Source organism: Nitrospinota bacterium (genome assembly GCA_016208975.1).
GTDB lineage: Bacteria > Nitrospinota_A > UBA7883 > UBA7883 > JACRLM01 > JACQXA01.
The window spans coordinates 1,115,409-1,137,993 of record JACQXA010000004.1 but is presented as its reverse complement, the minus strand read 5'-3'; the positions used below and the strand labels follow the sequence as shown (position 1 = coordinate 1,137,993).

General features: G+C 54.3%; 23 protein-coding genes and 1 tRNA gene. 16 read left to right on the top strand and 8 right to left on the bottom strand.

Translation table 11 applies throughout. The features are described from left to right. Window positions 1-103: 103 nt before the first annotated feature. Window positions 104-952, bottom strand: coding sequence for a YwiC-like family protein (locus HY751_09190; GenBank protein ID MBI4666568.1), 849 nt, complete (start codon window positions 950-952; stop codon window positions 104-106). A 296-nt stretch (window positions 953-1,248) separates the two neighbouring features. Here HY751_09190 and HY751_09185 point away from each other — a divergent pair, with 296 nt between their 5' ends. The 3 genes from HY751_09185 to HY751_09175 are packed head-to-tail and all read left to right on the top strand — an operon-like array spanning window position 1,249 to window position 5,341. After that, window positions 1,249-2,136, top strand: a complete 888-nt coding sequence (locus HY751_09185) for an HDOD domain-containing protein (GenBank protein ID MBI4666567.1) — start codon at window positions 1,249-1,251, stop codon at window positions 2,134-2,136. Continuing rightward, complete coding sequence (locus tag HY751_09180; protein MBI4666566.1) at window positions 2,133-3,974, top strand: PAS domain S-box protein; 1,842 nt, start codon at window positions 2,133-2,135, stop codon at window positions 3,972-3,974. The genes HY751_09185 and HY751_09180 overlap by 4 nt, the downstream gene beginning before the upstream one ends. A gap of 8 nt (window positions 3,975-3,982) precedes the next feature. Then, window positions 3,983-5,341, top strand: a complete 1,359-nt coding sequence (locus HY751_09175; protein ID MBI4666565.1) for a sigma-54-dependent Fis family transcriptional regulator — start codon at window positions 3,983-3,985, stop codon at window positions 5,339-5,341. Window positions 5,342-5,391: 50 nt separating this feature from the next. On the opposite strand, the gene HY751_09170 is transcribed toward HY751_09175, so the two are convergent. After that, complete coding sequence (locus HY751_09170) at window positions 5,392-6,381, bottom strand: zinc dependent phospholipase C family protein (GenBank protein ID MBI4666564.1); 990 nt, start codon at window positions 6,379-6,381, stop codon at window positions 5,392-5,394. A gap of 428 nt (window positions 6,382-6,809) precedes the next feature. Here HY751_09170 and HY751_09165 point away from each other — a divergent pair, with 428 nt between their 5' ends. From HY751_09165 to HY751_09105, 13 genes are all read left to right on the top strand, one after another. Next, the gene (locus HY751_09165; GenBank protein MBI4666563.1) at window positions 6,810-7,295 is read left to right on the top strand and encodes a flagellar basal body-associated FliL family protein; all 486 of its coding nucleotides are present in this window, start codon (window positions 6,810-6,812) and stop codon (window positions 7,293-7,295) included. 33 nt (window positions 7,296-7,328) lie between these two features. Next, complete coding sequence (gene fliM / locus HY751_09160; GenBank protein MBI4666562.1) at window positions 7,329-8,348, top strand: flagellar motor switch protein FliM; 1,020 nt, start codon at window positions 7,329-7,331, stop codon at window positions 8,346-8,348. A gap of 111 nt (window positions 8,349-8,459) precedes the next feature. Beyond that, window positions 8,460-8,831, top strand: coding sequence for a flagellar motor switch protein FliN (gene fliN / locus HY751_09155; GenBank protein MBI4666561.1), 372 nt, complete (start codon window positions 8,460-8,462; stop codon window positions 8,829-8,831). A 170-nt stretch (window positions 8,832-9,001) separates the two neighbouring features. After that, window positions 9,002-10,384, top strand: a complete 1,383-nt coding sequence (locus tag HY751_09150) for a flagellar biosynthetic protein FliO (protein ID MBI4666560.1) — start codon at window positions 9,002-9,004, stop codon at window positions 10,382-10,384. A gap of 4 nt (window positions 10,385-10,388) precedes the next feature. After that, window positions 10,389-11,156: a flagellar type III secretion system pore protein FliP gene (fliP, locus tag HY751_09145; GenBank protein ID MBI4666559.1), complete on the top strand. Its 768-nt coding sequence runs from the start codon at window positions 10,389-10,391 to the stop codon at window positions 11,154-11,156. A gap of 15 nt (window positions 11,157-11,171) precedes the next feature. Next, window positions 11,172-11,441 (top strand): flagellar biosynthesis protein FliQ, encoded by a 270-nt coding sequence (gene fliQ / locus HY751_09140; GenBank protein MBI4666558.1) that lies wholly within the window; start codon window positions 11,172-11,174, stop codon window positions 11,439-11,441. A 7-nt stretch (window positions 11,442-11,448) separates the two neighbouring features. Beyond that, window positions 11,449-12,231 carry a flagellar biosynthetic protein FliR gene (gene fliR / locus HY751_09135; protein MBI4666557.1) on the top strand — a complete coding sequence of 261 codons (783 nt, stop codon included), beginning with the start codon at window positions 11,449-11,451 and terminating at the stop codon, window positions 12,229-12,231. Between the two features lie 14 nt (window positions 12,232-12,245). Further along, on the top strand, window positions 12,246-13,322 hold the full coding sequence (gene flhB / locus HY751_09130) for a flagellar biosynthesis protein FlhB (protein MBI4666556.1): 1,077 nt from the start codon (window positions 12,246-12,248) through the stop codon (window positions 13,320-13,322). 118 nt (window positions 13,323-13,440) lie between these two features. Beyond that, window positions 13,441-15,519: a flagellar biosynthesis protein FlhA gene (flhA, locus tag HY751_09125; protein MBI4666555.1), complete on the top strand. Its 2,079-nt coding sequence runs from the start codon at window positions 13,441-13,443 to the stop codon at window positions 15,517-15,519. A 6-nt stretch (window positions 15,520-15,525) separates the two neighbouring features. After that, window positions 15,526-16,767: a flagellar biosynthesis protein FlhF gene (gene flhF, locus HY751_09120; GenBank protein MBI4666554.1), complete on the top strand. Its 1,242-nt coding sequence runs from the start codon at window positions 15,526-15,528 to the stop codon at window positions 16,765-16,767. A 46-nt stretch (window positions 16,768-16,813) separates the two neighbouring features. Beyond that, entirely contained in the window at window positions 16,814-17,680 is an 867-nt protein-coding gene (locus tag HY751_09115) for a MinD/ParA family protein (protein ID MBI4666553.1), read from the top strand. Window positions 17,681-17,718: 38 nt separating this feature from the next. Continuing rightward, on the top strand, window positions 17,719-17,949 hold the full coding sequence (locus tag HY751_09110; GenBank protein ID MBI4666552.1) for a hypothetical protein: 231 nt from the start codon (window positions 17,719-17,721) through the stop codon (window positions 17,947-17,949). 126 nt (window positions 17,950-18,075) lie between these two features. Continuing rightward, window positions 18,076-18,879 carry a FliA/WhiG family RNA polymerase sigma factor gene (locus tag HY751_09105; protein ID MBI4666551.1) on the top strand — a complete coding sequence of 268 codons (804 nt, stop codon included), beginning with the start codon at window positions 18,076-18,078 and terminating at the stop codon, window positions 18,877-18,879. Window positions 18,880-18,962: 83 nt separating this feature from the next. Here HY751_09105 and HY751_09100 read toward each other — a convergent pair whose 3' ends face one another. The 6 genes from HY751_09100 to HY751_09075 all read right to left on the bottom strand — a co-directional run bounded on the left by HY751_09100 (window position 18,963) and on the right by HY751_09075 (window position 22,415). After that, window positions 18,963-19,361: a nuclear transport factor 2 family protein gene (locus tag HY751_09100; GenBank protein MBI4666550.1), complete on the bottom strand. Its 399-nt coding sequence runs from the start codon at window positions 19,359-19,361 to the stop codon at window positions 18,963-18,965. Window positions 19,362-19,725: 364 nt separating this feature from the next. Continuing rightward, window positions 19,726-19,992 (bottom strand): pathogenicity locus, encoded by a 267-nt coding sequence (locus tag HY751_09095; GenBank protein ID MBI4666549.1) that lies wholly within the window; start codon window positions 19,990-19,992, stop codon window positions 19,726-19,728. Window positions 19,993-19,996: 4 nt separating this feature from the next. Then, window positions 19,997-20,407: a hypothetical protein gene (locus HY751_09090; protein MBI4666548.1), complete on the bottom strand. Its 411-nt coding sequence runs from the start codon at window positions 20,405-20,407 to the stop codon at window positions 19,997-19,999. A gap of 276 nt (window positions 20,408-20,683) precedes the next feature. After that, entirely contained in the window at window positions 20,684-21,190 is a 507-nt protein-coding gene (locus tag HY751_09085) for a YdeI/OmpD-associated family protein (GenBank protein ID MBI4666547.1), read from the bottom strand. After that, window positions 21,187-21,927, bottom strand: coding sequence for an alpha/beta hydrolase (locus HY751_09080; protein ID MBI4666546.1), 741 nt, complete (start codon window positions 21,925-21,927; stop codon window positions 21,187-21,189). Before HY751_09080 ends, HY751_09085 begins: the two co-directional genes overlap by 4 nt. A 402-nt stretch (window positions 21,928-22,329) precedes the next feature. Further along, window positions 22,330-22,415 (bottom strand) — tRNA-Ser (locus HY751_09075). Window positions 22,416-22,585: the final 170 nt, after the last annotated feature.

Genomic DNA, 22,585 nt, shown 5'->3' with positions numbered 1-22,585 from the left:
AAATCTCCGAAAAGGCGAGAGGAAAATATCAAAAACCGGCTGTAATTCTATTTTGTTTGCGGTGGGATTACAAGCCCGCCCATTTACCGGGCGCCACACGAAATTAAAATGACCCTTTCCACCAGAACGCGGCGGCCATCATGACAGTGAAAAGGGAGCTTAGCCGCATCTCGGCGTATCCCACCGCCATAGGGCCATCGGGAAGGGTGGGGTTTCTCACGTCCCGCCGGAATTTTATGGTGGCAAGCAGGAAAGGCAAAAAGGAGGTCCAGGGCGCCAGCCCGCCGGAGAAAACCACCGTCAACGCCGCCAGGGATAAACTGGCGGTATGGATGTATAACTGGCGCCGGTTTGTTTCAATCCGTTTCTCTTGCGGAGGCGTTGGGCCATTGGAACGCATCAGATCCAGGATCCCGCGGGCGGTGAACACCCGGTCTGAAAACCAGACGGTCATCAGGATGAACAGCATGACCGGCTCGCCCGTCAACCGGCCGGTTTGGGTATAACTTGCGGCGGGGGCGGACAGGGCCAGGCCGGCCACGCCTAATAGCTCTACCATCAAGGTCCGTAAAGATCTGGCCAAACCCGCCCACATCTTTATTCCACCCAGGACCACTGCGGGAATGGCAAACCATACAAGCCCGGCCCGGTCATAGAAAAACACCAGTGGCGCAATAAATGCCAGCGCAAGGAAGGTATATACCGCCGCCCAAAAGTAAATCCGGCGTTTGCCCACCCCTGCGCCGGATTTAACAACGAGTTTTATGGGTTCCAGGGCGAAAGCCCCAGAAATTACTGATAAACCTAGTAATATGGCCGCTAACGGTTTTAACCCGTCTTCAGGGCGAACAGCGAACACCCCGGCGATAAGTGGGGCTAAAAGAGCCACCCACATACCGTGTTCCTTGGGAAGCACCGGCCTCTTCAGGGTGTTAACAACATCATCCAGCATCGTAAAAACCGCCTTTCAAGCCCAATTAATATCCGTCACCATGGCCCCTTACAGATGGATTTTATACGCGCCCGTAATTCCACATTGATAGGACATTTGTCACAACTTGTTCCCTCAGAAACGGGAATACCCCCTTTTTCGCAACGCAAACATACACAATGTCCATTTTTGTTATTGTGTCCAAATAAAACACAATGTATCATCCCATTATATTCTGTGGTGGTCATCACGCATTTCTATTCAGAAACGGCGGTTTAATTTTAACTGGTTTTATAAGCGCAGGGCTTGTTTTTGCCATGGACAAAACAGATTTGGACAAGGAAAAACGGCGCATACTGATTCAGCGTGTGCAAGACTTGCCCACCCTGCCCTCCACCATTGTGCGGATCATCGAGCTTGTGGAGGATCCCACCTCCACCTCCAACGACCTGGCGGAAGTGATCTCCAAAGACCAATCCATCAGCTCCGTTATTCTCAGGCTTGTAAATTCAGCGTTTTACGGCCACATGAGGCAGGTTTCCTCCATCTCCCACGCGGTTGTGATATTAGGCTATAAAACGGTGCAGACAATGGCGCTGGGGGTATCCATTTTCCATAGTTCCGCCGGTGGGAAACGCTCGGCGTTTGACCGGACCGGTTTTTGGACCCATTGCATAGGCGTGGCCACCATCTCCCGCAAATTGCTGGACAGGCGCAAATTCAGGAGCGGGGTGGACGCTGAAACCGTTTTCCTTTCCGGCCTGTTGCACGACTTGGGGAAAGTGGTTTTCGATAATTATTTCAATGAAGAATATGCCCGGGTGGTTGAAACGGCCAAGGCCGAAAAAGCATGGGTGCGCGACATTGAAGAGCGGGTTTTTGAGATGGACCATGCCGAGGCCGGATATTATCTGGCCCGGAAGTGGCTATTCCCTTCACCTGTGATTTCGGCCATCAGATGCCATCACAAACCATCGGACTGCGAGGACGATGATGTTTGCAAGGTGACCTCCGCCATCGTCCACATAGCCGACCATTTATGCCGCAAGTTGGGGATAGGCTCTGGCGGAGATGACGCCCAGGTGGCTCTAGATCCCAACGCCCTCTCGATTGCGGACATCAATGAAGAGGATTTAGCCTTTGTCCTGGAAGAAACCGAAAAGAGCCGGGAAATGATCGAATCGTTCGCGAGCGACAAGAAATGAACGGCGCTGAAGATTTGTATAGCCAGCTCGAAGAGCTGAGAAAAGAGCGGGACACTTACGCCAAGGCCCTGGCGGACTCCAACGCGGCTTTCAGGGAGAAGGTCAACGAGTTCTCCATCATCAAGCGGATCGGGGACTCCATCCGGTGGAACCTGGACAAGCGCCGCGTATGCGTGGAGATAGTGGACATAATCATAGACGAGACCATGGCCGAGAACTGCTCCCTTTGGGTGGTGGATCCGGAGCGCCGGTTCATCCAGCTTACGGCGGTTCGGGGCCAGCGGGACCATGAGGTGCGTTATTTCGATCCGGGCGATCCCCGGGCCAGTAGCATGCCGCTGGGCGAAGGCGTGGCCGGGTGGGTGGCCAAGCATGGCACCTCCCTGCTGATTAAAGACGTAAGCGAAAGCGCCCGGTTTCTGGAGATGGGTGGCACGGCCGTTTCCTCCTCCATCAAATCGCTGTTGTGTCTTCCCATAAAGGGGAAAGACGACGTGGTGGGGGTTGTGAACATGTCCCACCCGGACATTGGCGCCTTCTCCAAAGACAACGAACGGGTGCTGAACCTCATCACAAACCAGGCGGCGCTGGCCTTCGCCAACATCCTGCTGTTCGAGCAGATCCAGCGTTTCAACGAGCAGTTGGAGCGCACGGTGGAGGAGCGCACCCGGAACCTGAGCCTGTCGGAGCGCAAATACCGGTCTTTCATGGAGAACGCCGGAGACGCCATACTGGTGGTGGACATGGCCGAGGGGAAAATAATAGAGAGCAACAGCCGGACATGCGATTACACCGGCTACCCCAAGGAAGAGCTGACGGGCAAAGATTTAAACTTCCTTCTGGGTCCCGGCCTTACCGAGCGGCTAAACACCGCCCTGCTGGGCGCCGCCGGGCGGCTGGAGGGGGTTCCCATGAAGAACAGGGCCGGAGCGGAGCTTTATTGCGACATCACCGCCAACGTCATAAGCACCCAGGCTGGCGAGGTTATCCACTTAATCATCCGCGACATCACCCACAGGCTCAAGCTGGAAGCCAAGCTGAAGGAGTACAACGAAAGCCTGGAGGAGATGGTGAAGAAACGCACCATGGAGCTGGCCCACGCACAGGACGAGCTTTTGCAGGCCAGCAAAATGGCCGCTATCGGCGAACTGGCCTCGGGCGTGGCCCACGAGATAAACAACCCCATCGCCATCATCTCCGGGTACGCCGAAGACCTGATGGACAAATTGAAGCTGTCAGGCGTGGCCCGGGTGGGGCAGGACACGGTTATGGGCGTGCTGGCCATGATCACCTCGCAGGCGGAGCGTTGCCTGGACATCACAAGGTCCCTGCTGAATTTCGCCAGGAAACAGGAGATATTCGTAAGCGTGGTGGATATAAACCAGGCGGCGCTGGCCACCCAGGGGCTGGCCAAGCACAAGACCGAGGACAAGCATGTGGCGCTGGTGAACAACCTGGGTGGGAACCTGCCACCCATCCGGACGGACTTGAACATGGTGGAGCAGGTCCTGCTGAACATCTACAACAACGGGGTGGACGCCATTGAAGACCGGGGGGAGATAATCACCACCACGTCGTTTGACGGGGAGAATTTCCATTTGGTCATCGAAGACACCGGAAGCGGCATACCCCCGGAGAACCTGGATAAAATCTTCAATCCGTTCTTCACCACCAAACCGGTGGGCCGTGGAACGGGATTAGGGTTGGCCATATGCCAACAGCTGGTGGACAGGTTGAAAGGCAAGATAAGCGTGGAAAGCGAACCGGGCAAGGGGGCAAGCTTCCATGTGATTTTGCCGCTGGAAATACACTCGAACAATGAGCATTGGAAAGGCTGACCCCCCAGATGAGCACACGCAAGATACACCTGTTAGTAGTGGACGATGAAGAGGCTTTCCGGGAGCTTCTGGTGCGCAGGTTCGATCACAGCGAGTTTGAGGTGGCCGGTTGCGCTTCTGGAGAGGATGCGTTAAAAGCGGCCAAGTCACGCCGGTTCGACGTGGGGGTGCTGGACATCCGGATGCCCGGCATTTCCGGCATCGAGCTTTTACGTGAGTTGAAATCGGTCCAGCCGGAACTTGAAGCCATAATACTTACAGGCCAGGCCACCATAGATTCGGCCATAGAGGCCATGAAGCTTGGCGCATACGACTACCTGGCCAAACCCTGCAAACTGTTCGAACTGGAAATAATCATCCGCAAGGCGTATGAGAAGAAGATGCTGAAAGAGCAGAACGTGCGTCTCCGCGAGGAAATAAAACGCCGGGCGGCCGATCAGCAGTTAATAGGCTCCTCCAAGGCAATGCAGACATTGCGGGAGCAGATAACCCGGCTTGCGTCGCTGTCCGAGCCCACGCTCATAGTGGGTGAAACCGGCTCCGGCAAAGAGGTGGCCGCCCTTACCCTGCTGAAAAACTCCCCCAGGAAAGACGCCCCGTTCGTGGCGATAAACTGCGGCGTCCTGCCCGAGGGGATGCTGGAGGTGGAGCTGTTCGGCCACGAGGCGGACGCTTATATCGGAGCCGGAGGCGCCCGCAAACGGGGGCTACTGGAAATCGCCGATGGCGGCGCGGTGTTTCTGGACGAGGTGGAACAGTTGAGCCCGGCCATGCAGGTGAAAATACTGCACTACCTGGACACCGGCGAGTTTAGAAGGCTGGGCGGGGCTTCCGAGATCCCGGCGGACACAAGGCTGATATTCGCCACCACCGACAACCTGCTTACCCTGGCCAAACGGGGCAAGTTCCGCGAGGACTTGTATTACAAGATTTCCACTTTCACCCTTAACGTTCCGGCCTTAAGGGAAAGGAAAGACGACATTCCGGAGCTTTCCTCCCACATAATGTCCAGCAACCGCATCGGGCCCGCCCACGCCAAAAGGATATCCAAAAAAGCGCTGGAGGCGCTGATGGAATATAACTGGCCGGGCAACGTGCGGGAACTGGCCAACGTGCTGGAACGGGCCACAAGCCTTGCGCCAAAGAACGTCATCCAGATGAAAGACCTGCCGCTGTCTTTCGAGAAAAAATCGAAAACCAGCAAGAACCGGCACCTTTTGAGCCTTTCTGAAATAGAGCGGGAACACATCCTTTATGTGCTGGACGCGGTAAACGGCAACATCTCCAAAGCCTCGAAGATATTGGGCATCAGCCGCCCCAAGCTTTACAGGAAAATGGAGAAATATAAAAGCGGCCCCGGCGTGTAAATAAACGCCTCGCCGTTATTAAACGCGGCGCCGTGGACGCTAACGGATGCTTACCACATATAGGCGTCGTTCATATCCACGCCCAGGTCCAGGTTCCAGTTTCTTATATAAGCGCCGGCTTTCATTTTATCCCCCGGTTTGGCCCCGGAAAGGTCAGCGTAAATTTTCTCCCATGCGTTTTTCACTTCATCAACCGCTTCGGTGAAAACCACATCAAAAAACTTTTCGGGTTTATGTCCTTTGGGCATACTGACCACATCGTAATATTTTTTCCTTTCGGCGGCCCCCATTTTGCTCAAAAGTGGATAGGCCAAGTTGGCGGCGCTTAGCAGATGCCGTGTCACAAAGTTGGGAGTTTGGGCCGTTCCTATGCCATTCCTGTAGTTCTCAAACCATGTATCCGGATTAATGGAGGTTAAATACTTTGGCAATCTTTTGGCGTTTTTTTCTCCATCCTCAAGATGGTTTTCTTTAAGAATGGCGCTCCACAAGGTTTTTATAGCCGGTCTTATTTGGTTGGCGTTCATATACGGATTGTCCTTTGGGGCTCGCGAACAATTTCGGATGAAAAGATGATATCCCTCTTTGCTTAGATCCTTTCCGCCATTGATTTCGGCGAATACCAGCACATCCTGTGTCATCTCACACACGCGGTGTTCGGTGGAATTGAAAATATATGGGCCTACTATTGCGTTCACAACGGGGTGAACCACCACGTCCGTGATGACATGCGCCACATAACCGAATAGCCAGGCCATTGCCACATTGTAATTTTCGGAGCCAGGTTTGAACAATTCTGAAAGCTTGTTGAAGCCGGTGAAAATAAAGCCGTCTATTTTCTCGTAATGCATCCGGTCGGCCCAGTTGTGCATTTTGGCGACAGCGTTAGGCAATGCGTCTGTAAGGTAAGGCAAGTCCGGGCTTACTGCGCCGAGCAAAACGAAATCTTTGTAGTCGGTGAGAGATGGTTGAAGGCCAGTAGCCGATATTTTCTTTAGCGCTTCCTCAACAACCATCCAGTGCGTAAATGTCCCGGCCATGGCTCCCCCTGTCGAAAATGGAATGTTGGGCAAATTTTATCATAAATTAGCAATGCCACTGGTAAATTCGGCAAGGCTCTATCAATTAAACCATGCCGGATTTAATTGATAAATCAGGAAAACTATTACAGAAACTTAAAATAAATCCGATAATGAAACACCAAGGCGGTTTGAAAATAGCCATGCTTTGCCCGCTGTGGGGTATCGTAACGCGGAGAGGTGTTGGAAAGACCGTTTTGCATATATAGTGAAGGTTGTTGCGTCAATAAACTGACGCGGAGCGGGGCTCAGATTTTGGTATCAAAGTTGCTCACTTGGGAAAATGGTTAAATACGCAACGCCGCAGGTTTGCGATATATTCGAATGGGTAGCGCCGGTTTGGCGGGCTCCGGTGGCGTTGATACGAATGGAACTTGGAGGATTGAACTATGGCCGATGAGGCGGCTCCGGAAGGTAAGAGCAAGAAAGGTCTGTTTATAATCATCGCCGTGGTTCTTGTGTTGCTGTTGGCCGGTGGTGGCGGCGCGGCATATTTCTTTTTAGCCGGGAAAAAGGCTGAAGAAGGCGGCGAGGGCAAAGAAGGAAAGGGTGAGGCAGGTAAAGAGCAAGGATCCATTGGCGAGGTGGTGGAACTGCCGCCTTTCATCGTTAATCTTGCCGGTGAGGAGAGCCGGTATTTAAAAGTTGTGCTGGTTATACAGGTTTCTTCCGTGGCGGTAAAAGATGAGGTAACCAACCGGGCGCCGCAGATTAAAGACGCCATAATCACCGTTCTTTCCAGCAAAGAACCCTCTGAAATCCTTACAGTGGAAGGCAAATACGAGCTGAAACTTGAACTTGTAAAACGGATAAACCAGACCTTGACCACGGGCGTGGCCAAGGAGCTTTTCTTCGTAGAGTTCGTGGTACAATAACAGTGAAATAAAGGGTTACGCAATCTTCATACCATGAGCCAGGTATTATCCCAAGAAGAAGTTGACGCGCTATTACGCGGCGTTACCGACGGCGAAATTGAGACCGAGGTTGAATATGTCGCCGATGACTCGGGGATAGTCCCTTACGACCTTACCAGCCAGGAGCGTATCATCCGTGGCAGGATGCCGACGCTGGACATTATAAATCAACGGTTTTCGCGTCTGTTCCGCAACTCGCTTTCTTCGGCGCTCCGCAAGGTGCTGGACATTTCGGCGGTATCCACCGACACGGTGAAGTTTGGCGAGTTCATAAAATCACTCCCAGTGCCCGCGTCTCTCCACATATTCAAGATAGACCCGTTGAGGGGATTTGCCTTGCTTGTGGTGGAGTCCAAGCTGGTGTTCGCGCTGGTGGACACATTCTTCGGCGGAGCCGGTGAAGCCAAGATGAAAATCGAAGGCCGGGATTTCACCACCATCGAGCAGAGGATGATCAAAAAAGTCGTACACATGGTTTTGGAGGACCTAGAGTCTGCCTGGAAACCGGTACATGGCGTTAAGATGAGCTTTGTGCGGTCCGAGGTGAACCCGCAATTCGCCGCGATAGTGCCCCCCACCGACGTGGTTGTGGTGATAATGTTCGAGGTGGAGCTGGACCAGATAAACGGCACCATGACTGTTTGCCTCCCCTACTCCACCATAGAGCCGATAATAGCCAAACTGCGCGCAGGGTTCCAGAGTGACCAGCTGGAGGTGGACCAGGCCTGGATCCGCAGATTGCGTGACAGGTTGTCCGAAGCCTTCGTGGACGTGCGGGTTGAGCTGGGCGTTACCCAGATAACCAGCAGGGAGTATCTGGAAATGAAGGCCGGCGACGTGATAACGTTGGACACCGACGTTGATGACGAGATAGATATCCGGGTGGAGGGGATAACAAAATTCAAAGGCTTTCCGGGCGTGGTGAAAGGGAACAGGGCCGTGAGGGTGGCAAAACTGCTTCCCAGGGCCGGTAGCGGCAAGAAACAGGAAATCCCCACGCTGGAATCTGCGTAACCGGGATTTTAATAAAAACGGAGGTCTGGGATGGGGGATTCTGAAATCGGCACAGAGAGCGATGAGGATCTGTGGGCGGCGGCGTCTGAAGACCTGCAGAAACAAAAAGAGATGTTGCGCGACGCGGCCACAGGCAAGCCCGTGGCGGCCGCGACACCGGTGATGGAAGCGCCACCAGCTCCAGCCCCGGTGGCACATGCCCCTGCGCCCGCTACCGGGCACGCCTCGGAGCTTAAACGGATTCTGGACATCCAGCTTCAGGTTACCGTGGAGCTGGGCCATACAAAGATGCTTATAAACGACCTGCTTCAGCTGGGCCAGGGCTCTGTAATTGAGCTTACCAAGTTGGTGGGCGAGCCTTTGGACGTGCTGGTGAACAACAAAGCCGTGGCCAAGGCCGAGGTGGTGGTGGTGAACGAGAAGTTCGGCATCCGCATCACCGAAGTGTTGAGCCCGCAGGAGAGGATAGAAACGCTGGGTTGATTATCACCCGATATTTTTCATCGAACGCCTCCAGTTAATCCTTTTCCCGTCAAACCCCCGGCGCTTTTCGCGCTGGCATACCCTTTGCTCTTACCTATCTCCGAGTGGTAAATACGCGCAAATAGCGTCAAATCCACGACAGTCCGCCAATAAAGCGACGGAGAAGGAAAGTGAAAAAGTTTTTGATTCTGGCGATGGCCGCCATGGGGGTTTTAACCTGGGCCCGGCCCGCCCATTCGGCGTGGGATTCGGGCAAGCTCAACAGGCTTGAGAGTATTGAGATAGAGCATGAGGATGGCTCCGCCAACGTAAACCTGAAGTTCGCCCGGGAGTGGAATAAAAGGCCCCGCCCCGTGTTCTATAAAAAGTCCATCCAGATGGACATCGAAGGGGCTTTCATTACCCCGGCCAGGCGGGAGTTCAAGCTGAACGACGGCGGCCTGGCTTACGCCACCGCCAACCAGATAAACCCTACCACGGTGCGGGTAAGGCTCTTCACCTCTGAAGATTCCCGGAGTTTCGCCGATACCTGGGGCGGATCCACCGCTGGCAAGGCCATGATACTGTCCCTTAACAAGAGCGTGGGCAAATCCCAGCCAGATCCGAAGGCCGAGGCGAAGGAACGCAGTATAGAGAAACCCGCGCCAGAAAAACCGGCGCCTGTTAAAACCGTTGCCGTGGAAGAGCCTACAGAGTCCGAACAGGCCAAGCCGCAGGTGGATCTGCCCGCGCTTGCCGCCGAGACCCCCAAAGAAGAGAGCAAAACGGCCCCGGCGGACGGTGAGCGGACATTCAGTTTTCTGGCCAAACCGGTCCATGCCGCTACCACTGAAAAGGCTCCCGATGAAGCCTCCAAAGGCGGCGCCAGGAAACTGATTGCCTACGAAGCCCCCAAGGCGCCCGAAGCGCCCAGCATGCAGATGATGGCGCTGAAAATGGTTGGTTCGCTGGCGCTGGTGTTGAGCCTGGTGTTCGCCCTGTCGTGGCTGGCTAAAAAGTACATGGGCAAGATAAACGGCGTGTTCGGCGGCGGCAACGTGGTGAAAGTGCTGGCCACTGGCTCCATCGGCATGAAGAAACAGATAGCCGTGGTGGACGTGGCTGGCGAGGTGATAATCCTGGGCATCGCCGGGGACAACATCACCATGCTCACACATGTGGACAACCAGGATAACGCCGACAGGCTTCGCAGGCTTGGCGGCCCCGGCCAGCCCTCTTCCGGCGCAGGTTACGCCACCGCCGACTTTGGCGATTTTACGTCACAGAATAAATCCGGAGCGTTGAAGAAGGCGCTGGACGCTTTGCGGATCGGAAGGGTGCGGGCCTCAGCGCCGGTGCCCCCCGCCCTGCTGGACGATAGCGACCCGCTGACATTCGCCGGGAACCTGGCCGGGCTAAGGGAAAAGGCGCCCATGACCGCGCCCAAACCCGCCCCCAAGATAGAAGTGCGGGACGAGGTATCTTTCTCATCCCCCGGCGCTGGCAGGGAAGAGCTTTTGAAGCGGGTAACTTCCGCCATCCGCGCCAAGAACGGAAACCTGGGCATAGCGTAACGCCATGAACATAAAAGCCGGTTATCTGAAAATAGCCCTTCTGGCCATGCTGGGGGTAGCGGTGTTCACCGCCACGGCCCATGCCCAGGGGGGCGGCTTGCCCACGCTGAACATCTCCATGGGCGAGACGGAGAACGCGGGCCAGATAGCCACCGGGCTTAAGATAATGATCCTGCTCACGGTGCTTTCCGTGGCGCCGTCCATATTCATCACCATGACCTCGTTTGTGCGGATAATCGTGGTGATGCATTTCCTCCGGCAGGCGCTGGGCACCCAGACCGCCCCGCCAAACCAGGTGATAGCCGGGCTGGCCATATTCATGACCATCTTCATCATGCAACCGGTTTTCTCCAAGGTGTATAACGACGCGTTCCTCCCCCTTTCGCAGGAGAAGATAGCGCCGGAAGTGGCTTACGAAAAAGCGGTGGAGCCCATGCGGGAGTTCATGCTGAACCAGACCCGTGAAAAGGACCTGGCGCTGTTCGTGGAGATGGCCCGGCTGGAGGCGCCCCAAACCATTGAAGACGTGCCCACATACGTGGTTATCCCGGCGTTCATCATTTCCGAGATGCGCACCTCGTTCACCATAGGGTTTCTTATTTACATACCATTCCTTGTGCTGGACATGGTGATAGCCTCGGTGCTCATGTCCATGGGCATGATGATGTTGCCGCCGGTGATGATCTCCATGCCGTTCAAGCTGATGCTCTTTGTGCTGGTGGACGGCTGGTATCTCATCGCCGGGTCGCTGATGAAAAGTTTCACGATATAAGGGAGCTGGAAAATGATAACGCCGGATTTCGTGGTCAGCTTCTCGGCGGAGGCGTTGAAGGTGTCGCTGATAATCGCCGCGCCGATGCTGGGGTTCGGCCTTGTGATAGGCGTGATAGTGTCCATGTTCCAGGCGGTGACCTCCATCCAGGAGATGACCCTCACCTTCATCCCCAAAATACTGGCGGTGATGGCCTCCATCCTCATCTTCTTTCCGTGGATGATAGAGCTAATGGTAAGTTTCACCGCCAACATCATCATAAACATCCCCGAATACATACGGTGACGGGGCCATGCCCGATCTGTTCCCTTTAAGGCTGGAGCTTTTCGAGGCGTACCTCCTGATATTCACCCGCGTTTCGGCCATGGTGGCCTTCATGCCGGTAATCGGCGGCGCCGGTGTCCCATCCAGGGTGAAAGTGGCCCTTTCGGCCCTCATGGCGGGGGTTATATTCCCGTTTGTGGACGCCGGCCCGGTGAATATGGAAGACGACTCGCTGGTTCTTATCCTGATGGTGGCCGGTGAGGCCATGATAGGCATGGCCACGGCTTTTTTTATAAACCTTATCCTGTCGGCCATCCAGCTGGCGGGCAGTTTTATAGATTTCCAGGTGGGGTTCGGCATAGTTAACGTGGTGGATCCCGCCACCGGCGCCCAGGTATCCGTTACCACCCAGCTTCTAAACATCACCACCATGTTGCTGTTCCTGTCGCTCAACGCCCACCATTACATATTGAGCGGGATGGCCGACAGTTTCGCCATATTACCCTTGGGCGGGTTCCACGGCGGGCAGGGCGTGGCGGAAATAATGATAGACGGTATGAAAGCGGTGTTCGTGGCCTCGGCGCAGATAGCCGCCCCAGTCACCGTGACCCTGCTGATCCAGCAGGCGGCCATGGGGCTTATGGCGCGCACAGTGCCCCAGCTGAACATCTTCGCCGTGGGCTTCCCTTTCACCATCACCATAGGGTTGCTCACCATTGTTTTCACCATGCCCGCGTTCAGCATTTACCTGGAAAAAATGTTCGCCGGGATGATAGCCCGGATGCCCGCGCTGTTCACGGCCATGCTATAAGGAGCGCTTAGGGGATGGCTGAGGATAAAGAGTCAAAAACAGAGCAACCTACCGAGCGGCGAATCACCAAGACCCGGGAGAAGGGACAGGTGGCCAAGAGCATGGACATCAACACCGTCCTTGTCCTTCTTTCGGGGCTGGTGTTCTTCAGCATATTCGGCATGAAGTTCCTGGAAGACATCATGGCCCTGTGGCGTGAATATTTCACAGCCGCGGCCTCCTACCCACTCACCGAGGATTCATCCCAGCAACTTCTGGCCATCACGCTGGAGAAACTGTTTTTCATAATGGGGCCGGTGCTTGGGGTTATAGCCCTTATGGGTATAGCCGTCAACTATTGGCAGAACGACGGGTGGCTCTTCAGCTGGGAGCCGATAATGCCCAAATTCGAAAAGCTAAACCCCATAACCGGCTGGGGAAGGTTTATGAGCATGGACGGGCTCATGAACCTGGGCAAATCGCTGGCCAAGCTTTTTGTTATCGGTCTTACGGTCTATCTGTCCCTATCCGGCCAATGGCAGGCGGCTCCGGCCCTGATGGAAATGCCCGTGGAGCAGATCCTCCAGATGATAGGCGATGAGACATTCTGGCTGGTGATAAAAGTGCTGGCCGTTATGGGAATTCTGGCTGGGATAGACCTTTATTACCAGAAATACCGTTACACCGATAACCTCAAGATGACCAAACAGGAAGTCATAGACGAGCGCAAGGACATGGAAGGCGACCCTAGGATAAAACAGCGCATCCGTCAGAAACAGTTCGAGATGTTCCGCTCCCGGATGATGGCCCAAGTGCCCAAGGCGGAAGTTATCATCACCAATCCCACCCATCTTTCCATCGCCCTCAAGTATGACCGGTTCAACGACGTGGCCCCGATGGTTGTGGCCAAAGGCTCCGGATTCCTTGCCCTGAAAATCCGGGAGATAGCCAAGGAAAACAACATTCCCATCATGGAGGACAAGCCATTGGCACGGACATTGTTTAAGAGTGTAGAGGTAGGGGACGCGGTCCCCGAATCGCTATATAAGGCGGTGGCCGAAATACTGGCGTATGTGTACCGGTTAAAGAATAAGGCCATGCAATACAAATAAGTGCAACGGATTTGATGGTAACCCGGAACGAAATTAAGCAAGCGTCATGGTTTTGACGCGGCGGCGCGTTGACGTTTTGGCGCCAATGTTTTGACGATTTAAAGGGATAAAAGGGAAAATGGCGATAGCGGCCCCCATTAGGCTTGAAGGGGTTTCAAAGTACGCGGACATAGGGCTTGCAATCCTTGTGATCGGCATACTTACGGTAATGGTGATACCTTTGCCGGCCGTTTTGCTGGACATTTTGTTATCCATGTCCATCACCATCTCGATAGTTATCCTGTTAGTCACCCTTTATATACGGAGCCCGCTGGAACTGGCGGTGTTCCCTTCACTGTTGCTTATCACCACCATTTACCGGTTGTCGCTGAACGTGGCCACCACCCGGCGGATATTGCTTCACGGCAGTGAAGGCTCCGACGCGGCCGGACGGGTCATCGAGGCTTTCGGCCAGTTTGTGGTGGGGGGCAACTATGTGGTGGGAACCGTGGTGTTCGTAATATTGGTGATCATCAATTACAAGGTTATCACCCAGGGCGCCACCCGCACCTCGGAAGTGGCGGCCAGGTTCACCCTGGACGCCATGCCTGGCAAACAGATGAGCATAGACGCCGATTTGAACGCAGGGCTCATCACCGAAATCGAGGCCAGGACCAGGCGCAAGAACCTGGAAGAAGAAGCGAGTTTCTACGGGGCCATGGACGGCGCGCTGAAGTTCGTGCGCGGCGACGCCGTGGCCGGTATCATCATAGCCGTTGTGAACATAGTGGCCGGTTTCGCCATTGGCGTGCTCCAGCAGGACATGCCCGTGGCCGAGGCGGCGGGGGTTTACACCATCCTCACCATCGGTGATGGTCTGGTGGCCCAGCTACCCACGTTGCTCATATCCACGGCGTCGGGCATCATAGTGACCCGCGCTATCGGATCCTCCAACCTTGGTAAAGAATTAACCGACCAGTTGCTGGTGAACCACCGGGTTTACGGCATCGCCGCCGGGTTCCTTACGTTCATGGCTTTGGTGCCCGGCATGCCCACCCTGTCCTTCATGGTGCTGGGCGCCGGGGCTGGCGCGCTGTCTTACATCCTATACCAGGCCGAGGCCTCCGCCAAGGAGCATGAGGTATCGGAAGCGGAAAAAGCCGCCGCGGCTCCCACGCCGGAGAAAGTGGAAGCCCTTCTGCCGTTGGACACGCTGGAGCTGGAGATAGGTTACGAACTTATTCCGCTGGTGGATCAGGCCCAGGATGGCGAACTGCTGGAACGGATAAAATCCCTGCGCCGCCAATTTGCGCTGGAGATGGGCATCATAGTGCCCCCAATGCATATCCGCGACAATTTACAGCTCAAGTCCAACGAGTATTCCATTCTTATAAAGGGTGTGGAAGTGGCCCGGGGTGAGTTGTGGATGAACCATTTCCTGGCCATAGATCCGGGCACGGGCGTGCAGAAAGTGCCTGGGATAGAGACTCGCGACCCCACCTTCGGCCTGCCCGCCCTGTGGGTCGCCGAGGCCAACCGTGAGCGCGCCCGCATAGCCGGTTACACCGTGGTGGATACGGCCACCGTTATCACCACGCACATAAAAGAGCTTATCCGCCAGCACTCTTACGAGCTGTTGGGCAGGCAGGAAACGCAGGGGCTGATAGACACCTTCAAGGAAACCCATCCGAAAGTGGTGGAGGAGCTTATACCCGGCCAGCTTTCGCTGGGCCAGACCCAGAAAGTGCTCCAGAACCTCCTGCGCGAGCAGGTATCCGTGCGCGACCTGCACACGATACTGGAGACACTGGCGGATTTCGCATCCATGACAAAGGACACCGATGTGCTCACCGAGTACGTTCGGGCGTCGCTGGGAAGGCAGATATGCCGCTCTTTGAAACAGGCGGATGGCTCTTTATATGTGATGACGCTGGACCCCCAGGTGGAAGAGGCGGTTGTGAAGTCCATAAAAGTCACCGAACATGGCTCTTACCTGGCGCTGGATCCGCGAATGGCCCAAAAGATAATAGACGCCATACGGGAGAACATAAACAAGTTCGACATGATGGGCGCCTCGCCGGTACTGCTCACGGGCCCCGGCGCCAGGCTCCACATGAAACGGATGACGGAACGGTTCATATCCAATCTGGCGGTGTTGTCCCACAACGAGATTTCGATGGACGTGAAGCTCCAGAACCTGATGGTGATAAAGGTCTGATAAATCATGATGCAGGTTAAACGATACGAAGCGGTGGACATGGGCGAGGCCCTCAAGTTGATAAAGAACGACCTGGGGCCCAACGCGGTGATCCTTTCCACCCGCACGGTGAAAAAAGGGTCGTCGGCTTTTGGCCTGTTCGGAAGGCCCGTTATCGAGGTTACTGCGGCCCTGGCCCAACAGCCCGCCGAGGAGGCGCCACATAAACCCGTCCGCCAAGGCAGATACCGCGCACAAGACCCGGTGGCGGAAACAAAAAACATGATAGAGACCACCGTGGCCGTTATGGAGCCGCTGTTGGAGGGGATAGACGATATCCGGAGAAACCTTTCGAAAATCTCCGCAAAAGAGGAAACCCCCGAAAAGACCGCCGAACGGATAGAAGACGATGTGCGGGAGCTTAAATCCATGATCTCCTATCTCATGGATCAGGCGGAAGTGGAAAAGGAACAGGGGTTAGGCAGAAGTTACCTTTCCCTGCTGAGGATAATGAAAGACCGGGGTGTGGCGTCAGAATATGCGCTGGCCCTGCTGGACGAGATCCGGGAGAAATCCGAAGGGCATGGCGAACCGGATTTGAAGACCCTTCTTTCGGTCACCGCCAACAGGATGAAAGACACGCTTATATTGGGCGGGTGGATAAACGGTCCCGGCAATGGTGGCGGATCGCCCAGGGTTGTTTCGTTAGTAGGGCCCACCGGTGTGGGAAAAACAACCACCGTCGCAAAGATAGCCGCCCGGCTGACCATGGAAGGTGCCAAGGTTGGTCTTGCCACCATAGACACTTTCAGGATCGCCGCGGTGGAGCAGTTGAAGATTTACGCGAAAATCCTCAACATACCCCTTGAAGTAATTTTGACGCCCCAGGATTTGGGCCGGACTTTGCATATGTACAGCTCCATGGACGTGGTGCTGATAGACACCGCAGGCAGGTCTCAAAGGGATTTGGAGCAGATAGACGAATTGAAAAAGTTTTATGACATGAATCCGGCGGTGGACGCCCGGCTGGTTTTATCCGCCGGGGCTTCGGAGAAACAGAACAGCGAGGCCATCAGGAATTTCTCGGCCTTGCCGGTGTCTGGCCTTATCTTCACAAAACTGGACGAAGCGGGCCAGCTGGGAACCGTGTTCAACCAGCATGTGCGCACCGGGTTGCCCATATCGTATTTCACCACGGGCCAGCGCGTGCCCGAGGACATAGAAGAAGCAACGGCCAAGAGGCTGATTAACGGCATATTCGCAGGGTAGTAAACAGTTACCGTAAGGTGACCTAGAGTATATAGGAGAGCGGAAAATGGATCAGGCGGCAGGTTTGAGGCGGTTCGTAAAAAGCGGCGGAGCCGCAAATACAGCGCCCGCAATAGGGTTAGGCAGGCTTAGGGGCCTGGCGGTGGCCTCCGGAAAAGGTGGCGTGGGCAAAACCAATTTTGTGGCGAACCTGGCCTATACCTTGGGAGTAATGGGCAAACGCACCTTGGTGTTCGACGCGGACATGGGGTTGGGCAATGTGCACATCCTGCTGGGGCTGGCCCCCAGGTATAACCTGCAACACGTCATTTCCGGCGAGAGAACCATGGAAGAGGCGCTTATGCGCGGCCCGGGAGGCATGGCGGTGTTACCGGCGGGTTCTGGTCACAGGAAATATTCCGAACTTAACGGCGAGGAGATGCTAACACTGAAAACCGAGCTGGAGGCGCTTTCAAGCCAGTTCGATTACATCCTGTTCGACATCGGCGCTGGCATATCCCACAACGTTATGTACTTCTGCTCCTCCGCCAAGGAAGTGGCGGTTATAACCAACACAGAGCCCACGGCTTTCGCCGACGCTTACGCCCTGATGAAAGTGCTCTCCCGCGATTACGACCAGCGCAAGTTCCGCCTGGTGGTGAACAGCGTGGCCGGGCGGCGCGACGCGGACATCGTCCACAACCGGCTGGAGCAGGTGGCCGACAGGTTCAACCTGAACATCCAGATAGACCTGATGGGGTATATCATGAGCGACGAGATGGTTTTGCGGTCGGTGAGGGAACAAAGGCTGTTCACCGAACAGTTCCCCTCCTGCAAAGCCTCGGAGTGCATCCGCAGGATCGCGCGGACGTTCGTGGAGACATCGGCTCCCATGGAAATGGGTTGGGACCAGTTGCTGGCCCTGCACGCTTGAAAATAAAATAAAGGGGCAAACAGGAAACGGCGGACGCTATGAAAGATTTCGGCTGGCGCTTCCCGGCGGCTTTGGGAGTGGCGGGATTTGGCGTGGCCGGGTTTGTTTCGCTATACTACGGCTCCACAATCACAGGGTCGCTGATTAAAAGCGCGATGGCCGGGGCGGCCCTTTTCATCATAGGGAAAGTTTTGGCGGCGGCCATTTACGAAGGGCCTGTAACCACCCCCACCGGGGAATTTGGCGATAAGGAGGATGAAAAGGAATAAATCCTGGCCATTCTTCCAGCGTTAGTCACACCGAAATTGCCGGTTTTAAACGGTTTCAAGCCTTTACAGCGGATATTATTGAAATTATAATTGTTTAAATCTATTCATGCAGGTTTGCGGGACGGAATGAAGAAAAACTTTTACTCCGAGATACCTTCCGGCGGAGTAAAGCTGGGCACACCGGAGGCGGACAGGCTGATCCTGGAATACTCGCCCCTTATAAAATACATAGCCCACAGGCTTGCTGTGCGCTTGCCCCCGCATGTGGAGCTGGACGACCTTATAAGCTCCGGCGTCATAGGCCTGATAGACGCCATAGAGAAATTCAACCCGGACAAGGAAACCCAGTTTAAAACCTACGCGGAGATCCGCATCCGCGGCGCCATGCTGGACGAACTTCGCTCGCAGGACTGGGTTCCGCGCTCTGTCCGGCAAAAAGCCACCAACCTTTCCTCCGCTTACGCCAAGCTGGAGCAGTCGCTGGGCCGCCCGGCGGAGGACGACGAGGTTGCCCAGTCCATGGGCGTTTCCATGGAGGAGTTTTACGACCTTCTGCACCAGGCCGCGGGGCAGGCCATATTGTCCGTGGAAGACCTGGGCGGGGTGGACAAAGACGGCGAAAAACGGGACATCATGGAAGTGCTGGCCGGCACCAAAGCCACAGACCCGGAGACGCTGGCCCGGCTGGAAGAGGTGCGCACGATAATCGCCAAAAGCATAGACATGCTACCCGAGAAAGAGCGCCTGCTGGTGTCGCTGTATTATTACGAAGAGCTGACCATGAAGGAAATCGGCGAGGTGCTGGGCATCACCGAGTCCCGCGTGTCGCAGTTGCACACCAAGGCCGTGATGCGCCTGCGCGCCAAGCTTCGCAAATTCATCCACGACGAAGGCGACCTGGACATGGAAGTGGACGAATGGCAGAAATGACAAGGTTATTAAATTAATCAACCTTTCCATTGTTGTTAATATCCAACTCTTAGTTTCCTCCCTCTACCCATAAAAGAATCCTCTTAGTGTGGCATCGGCGAGAATTGGTCCGCCACCACCCACCATTTGCCATCCTCTTTCACCAGCGCGAACATGTCGCGCCCGCTCATGTTAATAGTGGCTCCGCCCATGTCGAAAGACATGTCGAAGTAATAGGTGACGATGGCGAAAATGCCATCGCCGAAAAATTCCACTTTGGGATCAATTTCTTTCCAATAATGGATCTTGGCGGCTTCCACAAAACCTTTCCAGCCAGCCACGCAAGCCGCGCGGCCTTCGACGCGGAGTTTATCCGTTGCGGTTATTGCCACCATTTTTTCGTGGAAGTAATTCGCAAGCTCTTCTGGCCTGTTTTCTACTGTCCACAGACGATTCATGTATTGAATGGTGGCCCACACTTCATCTTTTATGGCTTGATCCATTAGCTGACCTTTCAAAAAATCCGGTGGTGTCCCAGTATGAATCCCAAATAATAGACAGATCCTTCACTTCGCTTGCGCTTCGCTCAGGATGACAATGTTATCAACGGCTTTTATATTGTCATTCTGATCGTAAGTGAAGAATCTCCCCTATACTTTCAAACTGAAACACTACCAAAAATCCGGCTTGTTCCGTTTGGACAGTGGCGCATCCGCGACAGCCAGTTACAACCAACGTTATCCAACCGAAGTTAAGCCGCCACGGAAACGCGAGGTCCTGATGCCGGGTCAAGCCCGGCATGACAAGTCCACCCAGCGCCTGTAATTGTTTGTTCACCTCATCCCGGATAATAATGCTGTAAACAGGCTAACGGTCCTTCCAGTTCCACCATTTCAACAACTCCGGTTTATGCTTTGTGTTCGAGGCGTAATAAACCGCGCAACGCATGACGTAAAGCATGCACCGGTCCACACGGGTTCCAGCCCTGGCGCACATATGGGCATACAGCTCTTCATGGTCTTTGCCCTTTAAGTCCCGCACATGCTGTATGCCGATTTCCAGCAAATCCCCGGCGATGGTTTTGCCCACACCGGGGATGGTCATCAGCTCCCTGGCTTTTTCCCGCGGATCCATACAGTCAGGCCCTTTGGCCGAACCCGAGAATGTAGCCGTTCAGATCGCGGATATAAAATTCCCGCATTCCATACCAGGTGGTTTCAGGTTTTTTGACCACATCCACCGATGGGCCAAGCTTCTGGAAAATACCGTCCAGGTCGTCCGTTTCCATATAGAACGTGACGGATGAGCCGATGGATTGCCCGGTAAACGCCGGCACATCTTCCATAAGGCTTTCGCGGGTCTGGAACATCAGTTCCGCTCCGTCCTTTTTCACCATGGCGTAAACCAGGGGCCGTTCCCTGTTGAACTCAAAAAGAACCTCCCGCGAATCCTGCGGCACGGCCATGACAAGCTCAAACCCGAGCTGGGCCGTGTAATACTCCAAAGTGGAGTTGACGTTTTCAACCATCATGTTTGGCGTAAGTTTCATTAGCACAGTCCGTCTCCCATAAATTGGCGGTTGTAAGGATCAAAAACAGCTAACCGTAAACCATATCCTTCAGTTACGCTCAGGATGACAATGTAATCAACGGTTTCTATGTTGTCATTGTGGCGCCTAGCCGTTGTCATTCTGAGGCAGAGCCGAAGAATCTCTCCAGTATTATCGAAGAAAGGGAGATCCTTCGCTTCGCTCAGGATGACAAATCGTTCTAAAGGGCCAAAACCCGGCCGATAACGCGGCAATCCTGAGCGGATCCGAAGGACTTCATTTTCTGTTTCCCATTCCGGTTTTTGCCCGTTTGGCGGCTTTTTGACCGGCATGGTATGCCATGTTCATATAAAACTTTCCTCCCTCCAGCTCGTCCAGCATTTGCGACAGCCGTTTGTGGCGTGTCTCTTCCCGCTTGGCGCGGGTTATCCAGCCGATATAGTCGTTCCGCTGATACGGCGGGCGGCTGTTGTACGCCTCCAAAAGCACTGCATTTATTAACGCTTTGCGGATACCTTCCGGCATGGGGTAAAGGGGCCGTTTAAGGCGGGATGTGGAGGAAGGTGTTTTATGCTTTTCCGGATGTCCCTTGTAATATTCCGTGGTCAACTTTATGACCTTTTGAACAGCCTTCTTCCGCGCTTCGGCGTTTTTCGCTTCCGCCACAATTGCCGTGTACTCCGTCCGGCAACTTGGGCGCAACGCGTTCCAAGCCGATAAAAGCTCCGCTTCGGCGTTTAGCGCTTTTACCAATTCCTCCGGCGCATCCTGTTTTTTCTTCATACTCCAGCGCCCGCCAAGGCGCCTCCAGCCACCAAATTTATTATCCCGCCCAGTTCCTCCGGCGTTTCCAGCATGGGCAAATGGCCGTGACCCAGCTTGAACACTTTTTCAGCTTTAACTCTTCTTACGATTTGATTCTGTATGTCCTGATCCAGATACGTATCTTTAACGTAATAAACGGGAATAGAATCCGGCAAAGGGTTCCATTGCACCGGGTCGGTAAATAACCGGGCGGATTCCCGGTTATATTTGCTCAAAACCATGTCCGCCGTTGCGCCATCCAGCCCGGCGCAAAGCTGTTTAATGAGATTTTCTGGCGGTTTCACCGTGGGCGAAAAAAAGAAAATCACCCTAAGCATGGCGTTTTCTATAAAGGGGGATACCGAAAGGTTCGATCGGCCGCTTTTGGGGACCGTGCCCCCCACCAGAACAACAGAGGAGATTTTCTCGGGAACCATGTTGGTTACGCGCATGGCCACCGCTCCGCCGATGGAATGGCCCACAAGAACCACGTTATCCGTTTCCAGCGATGCCACAACATCCGCCACGGATTGCGCATAATCTTCAAAACCAAGGTGTTTTAAATCGGATGGCTCCGCGCCCCGGCCGGGAAAATCCAAGGCAATGGCCGGGTAATTCAAATATGGAATTAAATTTTCCCATACCCAGCTACCCAACCCGGCGCCATGAATGAGCGCCATATATACCTGCGAATGACCGGGAGCGATACCGTTCATATCCACGCTTAGCCTCCAGAAATGGCTAATAGGAAAGATAGTCGAAATAAAAACGAAAGTCAACAAGATTTCGCTATTTATTCGTAAAGAGGTTTAGCGCGTTTCCTTTTTTGTAATTTAAGCCCATCCGGAGCGTCCGGAAAAAATTCCTCTACCACCAACTGGATCATTTTATGTGGTAGAAATCAGGCCCGGCGTTTTCGGATCCATCTCTCGGGCATAAGGTGTCGGCCAAAAGCTTGCCATAAGGTTGTAAGTGGCATGGCCCATGAAGATGGCGTCCGATTCCACCTCGTGTTCCGCCTCAGGCCTGACTACATGGAATATTTATATCCAAACGTGGTTTTTAGCAAATGAAGCATGCGGAAGATGCAACAAAGATTTGATATTTATGGTTTATTTTGGCGGAGGGGGAGGGATTCGAACCCCCGGAACTTTCGTTCAACGGTTTTCAAGACCGCCGCCTTAAACCGCTCGGCCACCCCTCCATGTGTGAAATTAAAATATAGCACACCAATGAAATACGCAGAACGGTTTAGATAGTTTGGTAGTGTCCCAGTTTGAAAGTACAGGGGAGATTCTTCACTTACGCTCAGAACGGCAATATAAAAGCCGTTGCTAACATTGTCATCCTGAGCGAAGCGCAAGCGAAGTGAAG

What these genes read in the sequence shown, in the direction of transcription:
- HY751_09165 (MBI4666563.1), top strand. Translation starts at nt 6,810, where the DNA reads ATGGCCGATGAGGCGGCTCCGGAAGGTAAGAGCAAGAAAGGTCTGTTT.
- flhF (MBI4666554.1), top strand. Translation starts at nt 15,526, where the DNA reads ATGATGCAGGTTAAACGATACGAAGCGGTGGACATGGGCGAGGCCCTC.
- HY751_09100 (MBI4666550.1), bottom strand. Translation starts at nt 19,361, where the DNA reads ATGGATCAAGCCATAAAAGATGAAGTGTGGGCCACCATTCAATACATG.
- fliM (MBI4666562.1), top strand. Translation starts at nt 7,329, where the DNA reads ATGAGCCAGGTATTATCCCAAGAAGAAGTTGACGCGCTATTACGCGGC.
- HY751_09170 (MBI4666564.1), bottom strand. Translation starts at nt 6,381, where the DNA reads ATGGCCGGGACATTTACGCACTGGATGGTTGTTGAGGAAGCGCTAAAG.
- fliN (MBI4666561.1), top strand. Translation starts at nt 8,460, where the DNA reads ATGTTGCGCGACGCGGCCACAGGCAAGCCCGTGGCGGCCGCGACACCG.
- HY751_09090 (MBI4666548.1), bottom strand. Translation starts at nt 20,407, where the DNA reads ATGAAACTTACGCCAAACATGATGGTTGAAAACGTCAACTCCACTTTG.
- HY751_09095 (MBI4666549.1), bottom strand. Translation starts at nt 19,992, where the DNA reads ATGGATCCGCGGGAAAAAGCCAGGGAGCTGATGACCATCCCCGGTGTG.
- fliR (MBI4666557.1), top strand. Translation starts at nt 11,449, where the DNA reads ATGCCCGATCTGTTCCCTTTAAGGCTGGAGCTTTTCGAGGCGTACCTC.
- flhB (MBI4666556.1), top strand. Translation starts at nt 12,246, where the DNA reads ATGGCTGAGGATAAAGAGTCAAAAACAGAGCAACCTACCGAGCGGCGA.
- HY751_09080 (MBI4666546.1), bottom strand. Translation starts at nt 21,927, where the DNA reads ATGAACGGTATCGCTCCCGGTCATTCGCAGGTATATATGGCGCTCATT.
- fliP (MBI4666559.1), top strand. Translation starts at nt 10,389, where the DNA reads ATGAACATAAAAGCCGGTTATCTGAAAATAGCCCTTCTGGCCATGCTG.
- HY751_09085 (MBI4666547.1), bottom strand. Translation starts at nt 21,190, where the DNA reads ATGAAGAAAAAACAGGATGCGCCGGAGGAATTGGTAAAAGCGCTAAAC.
- HY751_09110 (MBI4666552.1), top strand. Translation starts at nt 17,719, where the DNA reads ATGAAAGATTTCGGCTGGCGCTTCCCGGCGGCTTTGGGAGTGGCGGGA.
- HY751_09175 (MBI4666565.1), top strand. Translation starts at nt 3,983, where the DNA reads ATGAGCACACGCAAGATACACCTGTTAGTAGTGGACGATGAAGAGGCT.
- HY751_09185 (MBI4666567.1), top strand. Translation starts at nt 1,249, where the DNA reads ATGGACAAAACAGATTTGGACAAGGAAAAACGGCGCATACTGATTCAG.
- HY751_09115 (MBI4666553.1), top strand. Translation starts at nt 16,814, where the DNA reads ATGGATCAGGCGGCAGGTTTGAGGCGGTTCGTAAAAAGCGGCGGAGCC.
- HY751_09180 (MBI4666566.1), top strand. Translation starts at nt 2,133, where the DNA reads ATGAACGGCGCTGAAGATTTGTATAGCCAGCTCGAAGAGCTGAGAAAA.
- flhA (MBI4666555.1), top strand. Translation starts at nt 13,441, where the DNA reads ATGGCGATAGCGGCCCCCATTAGGCTTGAAGGGGTTTCAAAGTACGCG.
- HY751_09190 (MBI4666568.1), bottom strand. Translation starts at nt 952, where the DNA reads ATGCTGGATGATGTTGTTAACACCCTGAAGAGGCCGGTGCTTCCCAAG.
- HY751_09105 (MBI4666551.1), top strand. Translation starts at nt 18,076, where the DNA reads ATGAAGAAAAACTTTTACTCCGAGATACCTTCCGGCGGAGTAAAGCTG.